We start from the raw sequence: 5343 nt of genomic DNA, 5'->3' as shown, positions 1-5343 counted from the left end.
TCAGCCTGCTCCACGTCCTGACGACAGTACTAACACTAACAATGATGGCAACACTAACAATAGTGCTAACACTAACAATGGTGGCAACACGAACAACGGCGGTACTACCACCCCTGCTGAGGTGCCAGCTGTTCAACCGGCTGAACAACCAAGTCAAACAGTTGAAGTACCTGCTCAATTGCCGAATGAAGTGTTAGAAACTGATTCATCAGTTTCTCAACCGCAAGCAGTATTGCCAAATACTGGTACACAAGAAGACCGTGCTACAGGTGCATTCGGAGTTCTATCTCTTCTTGGTGCATTTGGTTTGCTATTTGCCAAAAAGAAAAAAGACGATGAAGAGGAAGCTTAAATAGATGATCTCATCTGATCCTTAGTAGCTTTCCCTGCATAAAGTCTTTGTAAATCAAAAAGAACTAGAAAAATCACTCATTTGTGAGAATTCTAGTTCTTTTTTCGTATTTCATAAACATTTCATATTTGGGTTTTATAATAGTCTTACAAATATGGAGGTGACAAATGAATCCAATCCAAAGAGCTTGGGCTTATGTCAGCAGAAAACGACTGAGAAGTTTTATTTTATTTCTGATTTTATTGGTCCTATTGGCTGGAATTTCAGCCTGTTTGACTCTGATGAAGTCCAACAAAACAGTTGAAACCAATCTTTACAAATCACTCAATACCTCTTTTTCTATTAAGAAGATAGAAAATGGTCAGACTTTCAAGTTGTCAGATCTAGCATCTGTCAGCAAGATTAAGGGACTGGAAAATGTTACTCCTGAACTCGAGACGATTGCAAAATTAAAAGACAAGGAAGCGGTGAGTGGCGAGCAGAGTGTGGAGCGTGATGATTTGTCAGCTGCGGATAAGAATTTGGTTAGCTTAACGGCTCTTGAAGATTCATCCAAGGATGTTACCTTTACCAGTTCGGCTTTCAACTTAAAAGAAGGGCGACACCTTCAAAAAGGGGATTCCAAGAAAATCTTGATCCACGAAGAGCTGGCTAAGAAGAATAGTCTTTCGCTTCATGACAAGATTGGCTTATATGCTGGACAGTCAGAATCTGGCAAAGGACAAACAGTGGAGTTTGAGATTATCGGCATCTTTTCTGGTAAAAAACAGGAGAAATTCACAGGCTTGTCTTCTGACTTCAGTGAAAACCAGGTCTTTACAGACTATGAAAGTAGCCAAAGTCTTTTGGGAAATAGTGAAGCTCAAGTCAGTGCAGCGCGCTTCTATGTAGAAAATCCTAAGGAAATGGACGGACTCATGAAGCAGGTAGAAAACTTGGCCTTGGAAAATCAAGGCTATCAAGTCGAAAAGGAAAACAAGGCCTTTGAACAAATCAAGGACTCAGTTGCCACCTTCCAAACCTTTCTGACTATCTTCCTTTATGGGATGTTGATAGCAGGAGCAGGGACCCTAATTCTGGTTTTGTCTCTCTGGTTGAGAGAAAGGGTCTACGAAGTGGGAATTTTACTGGCACTTGGCAAAGGCAAAAGCTCGATCTTCCTACAATTCTGTTTAGAGGTAGTTTTGGTATCTCTCGGAGCTTTGCTTCCAGCATTTGTTGTAGGAAACGCAATCACATCTTACCTACTCCAAACACTACTAGCAAGTGGAGAACAGGCAAGCTTACAAGACACGCTAGCTAAAGCAAGCAGTCTATCAACTAATGTCCTATCATTTGCAGAATCCTATATCTTTCTGTTGTTGATTAGTTGCTTGTCTGTAGCCCTTTGTTTCCTATTCTTATTTAGAAAATCACCGAAAGAAATTTTATCATCTATTAGTTAAGAAGGAGAAATCATGACTTTATTACAATTACAAGATGTTACCTACCGTTATAAGAACACTGCTGAGGCAGTCCTATATCAGATCAATTATCATTTTGAACCCGGGAAATTTTATAGTATTATTGGGGAGTCAGGAGCAGGGAAATCCACTCTCTTGTCTCTCCTTGCTGGTCTAGATAGTCCTGTTGAAGGTTCTATCCTTTTTCAAGGAGAGGACATTCGTAAGAAGGGCTATTCCTACCATCGCATGCACCATATTTCCCTGGTCTTTCAAAATTATAACTTGATAGATTATCTTTCTCCACTGGAAAATATCCGCTTGGTCAACAAAAAGGCAAGCAAGGATACACTGCTTGAGCTTGGTTTGGATGAAAGTCAGATCAAGCGGAATGTTCTCCAGTTATCAGGTGGCCAACAACAACGTGTTGCCATTGCTCGTAGTTTAGTATCGGAAGCCCCAGTTATTCTAGCTGATGAGCCAACAGGAAATCTGGATCCTAAAACTGCTGGAGATATTGTCGAACTGCTCAAATCACTTGCTCAGAAAACAGGTAAATGTGTCATCGTCGTTACCCACAGCAAAGAAGTGGCACAAGCGTCAGATATTACACTTGAATTGAAGGATAAGAAACTGACTGAAATATAGAATCTAGTTATTAAACTTTAAAATAGTATTAGTTGGTAACCAGATACGTGTAAAGTAATAATAAACGAAGTGAGTCTTTAACAACTATTTCCCGCAGTAGTGATAGCCTAGATAATAACAAAGTTATTATCAAGGTCGGAATTTTTGAGAGTAAAATAGTTTGGGGAACTATTTTAGCCTGAGCATAGAAATTAAAGGGCGAAGGGCTCAAAAATTAGGGATGAAATTCCTACAGGAAATTGCTCCCGTCCGCACAATCTAAGGGAAATAGTAAAAAAATAATTTATATAAGTTATAAGACATTGAAATAGAACAACATCTAGAAAGGGAATCTATGTTACACAACGCATTTGCCTATGTTACAAGGAAGTTTTTCAAATCGATCGTCATCTTCCTGATTATTCTCCTCATGGCGAGCTTGAGTTTGGTCGGCTTGTCGATCAAGGGAGCTACTGCCAAAGCTTCTCAGGAGACCTTTAAAAATATCACCAATAGCTTCTCCATGCAAATCAATCGTCGCGTCAATCAAGGAACGCCACGTGGTGCTGGGAATATCAAGGGTGAAGACATCAAAAAAATCACCGAAAATAAGGCTATTGAGTCTTATGTTAAACGCATCAACGCTATCGGAGATTTGACTGGCTATGAACTCATCGAAACGCCAGATACCAAGAAAAATCTAACACCTGACCGTGCCAAACATTTTGGAAGCAGCTTGATGATCACTGGTGTCAATGACTCTTCTAAAGAAGATAAGTTTGTTTCTGGTTCTTATAAACTGGTTGAAGGTGAGCACCTAACAAACGACGACAAGGACAAGATCCTCTTGCACAAGGACTTGGCAGCTAAACACGGCTGGAAAGTAGGGGATAAGGTCAAGTTGGACTCTAATGTCTATGATGCAGACAATGAAAAAGGTGCCAAGGAAACAGTTGAAGTGACAATCAAGGGACTCTTTGATGGCCATAATAAGTCGGCAGTAACTTACTCACAAGAGCTTTACGAAAATACAGCTATCACAGACATTCACACTGCTGCAAAACTTTATGGATACACAGAAGACACAGCTATTTATGGGGACGCAACCTTCTTTGTAACAGCGGACAAGAACTTGGATGATGTTATGAAAGAGTTGAATGGCATAAGTGGTATCAACTGGAAGAGCTATACACTGGTGAAGAGTTCGTCTAACTATCCAGCCCTTGAGCAATCCATCTCTGGTATGTACAAGATGGCCAACCTCCTCTTCTGGGGTAGCTTGAGTTTCTCAGTTCTTCTCCTTGCCCTCTTGCTCAGCCTTTGGATCAATGCCCGTCGCAAGGAAGTGGGAATTCTCCTCTCTATCGGTCTCAAGCAGGCAAGTATCTTGGGGCAATTCATCACTGAATCCATCTTGATTGCCATTCCTGCTCTTGTTTCTGCTTACTTCTTAGCTAATTACACTGCCCGTGCAATTGGAAACACTGTCCTTGCCAATGTGACTTCAGGTGTTGCCAAACAGGCTAGCAAGGCGGCTCAAGCCTCTAACCTTGGTGGTGGTGCAGAAGTAGATGGCTTTAACAAGACCTTGTCAAGCCTAGATATTTCCATTCAGACATCAGACTTTATCATCGTCTTTGTCCTTGCTTTAGTTCTAGTGGTTCTCGTTATGGCGCTTGCATCAAGCAATCTCCTCAGAAAACAACCCAAAGAGCTCTTGCTGGATAGCGAATAAGTCTGAAAAAATTAGTCTAAAATAGAGACTGCATCTTGTTTTTCTATTCAAGAATGGTGGATAGAGAATGGCTATTTAACAATACAAAATAGAGCCGAAAGCAGTGGTGAAAATCATTGCTTTCAGTCGCTTTCTTTGTACTTTAGTACTTAAATATGATATACTAAAGTTATTGAATTTATTAGAAAGGGATTTCACAACTTATATATGGAATTGTGCATAAAAATCTATAGAAACTTTATCTTGAAAATAGATAGATAAATCTGTAGAAGCCTGTGCATATCGCAAACATAGGATAGTAGGCCTAGGCAGGGTCTACTTTGGAAAATATAGATTAGTGAGGAAAAATAAACATTATGAGACAAACAAATGTTAGAGGAACATTATCCCTCCGTGGCTTTAGAAAATTAAGAACTGGTGCAATTGTTGCGACAGGTGTGATTTTATTGGGGTTGGGCTTCTTAGCTCCAACTGTGTCAGCCAGTGAACAAGATGGTGTCTGGGTAGCCAGAACAGTTGCAGAAGTAAAGGCTGATATTCAAAATATAGACAATTTGTCACACTACACAATTAAGTGGGGAGATACACTGAGTGCTATTAGTGGGGCAACGGGGCTATCTGTTGATAGTTTGGTTGAGATAAATCGTATTGCAAATAGAGATTTGATTTTTGCTAATAATAAATTGTATTTTAGCGAAGAGGCTTTTCTAAAAGATGGAAATACAGAAGTAAAAAGACAGCGAGTGTCGATTGATAATTCTGGTAGCTGTCAAAGTTATGAAGTTGAAACAAAGACAAATACTGTAACTGGAGAGCAAACTACTACTGTTAAACAAACGACACCAGTAGTTGTGGAAACACCAGCAGTATCGGCAGCGAAAGCTGAAGAGTCAGTAACTCCAGCACCAAAAGTGGAAGAGCCAGCGACACCAGCACCAAAAGTGGAAGAGCCAGCGACACCAGCACCGAAAGAAGAGAAGCCAGTAACACCAGCGCGAAAAGCAGAAGAACCAGCAGCAACTGAGCCAAAAACAGACGAGCCAGTGGCAACAACGCCAAAAGCAGATGAGCCATCGACACCAGCGCCAAAAGTGGAAGAGCCATCGACACCGGCACCGGAAGAAGAGAAGCCAGCGACACCGACACCGAAAGCGGAAGAGCCAGCAACACCAGCGCCGAAAGAAGAG

General features: G+C 40.9%; 5 protein-coding genes. All 5 read left to right on the top strand.

Features of this window, described 5'->3' with window-relative positions; all coding sequences use genetic code 11:
• Positions 1–352 (top strand): LPXTG cell wall anchor domain-containing protein (locus SMSK597_RS0102810; RefSeq protein ID WP_000302959.1); only part of this gene is annotated, 352 nt, incomplete at its 5' end.
• A 167-nt stretch (positions 353–519) separates the two neighbouring features.
• Positions 520–1797: an ABC transporter permease gene (locus SMSK597_RS09520; RefSeq protein ID WP_001068277.1), complete on the top strand. Its 1278-nt coding sequence runs from the start codon at positions 520–522 to the stop codon at positions 1795–1797.
• Between the two features lie 12 nt (positions 1798–1809).
• Complete coding sequence (gene vex2 / locus SMSK597_RS09515) at positions 1810–2442, top strand: ABC transporter ATP-binding subunit Vex2 (RefSeq protein ID WP_000173743.1); 633 nt, start codon at positions 1810–1812, stop codon at positions 2440–2442.
• A gap of 334 nt (positions 2443–2776) precedes the next feature.
• Entirely contained in the window at positions 2777–4156 is a 1380-nt protein-coding gene (vex3, locus tag SMSK597_RS09510) for an ABC transporter permease subunit Vex3 (protein ID WP_000902991.1), read from the top strand.
• Between the two features lie 356 nt (positions 4157–4512).
• Positions 4513–5343 (top strand): LysM peptidoglycan-binding domain-containing protein (locus SMSK597_RS0102805; protein WP_001250150.1); only part of this gene is annotated, 831 nt, incomplete at its 3' end.

The sequence above is a fragment of the Streptococcus mitis SK597 genome (assembly GCF_000148545.1).
Classification (GTDB): domain Bacteria; phylum Bacillota; class Bacilli; order Lactobacillales; family Streptococcaceae; genus Streptococcus; species Streptococcus mitis_C.
This window is presented reverse-complemented; position numbering and strand designations above follow the sequence as displayed.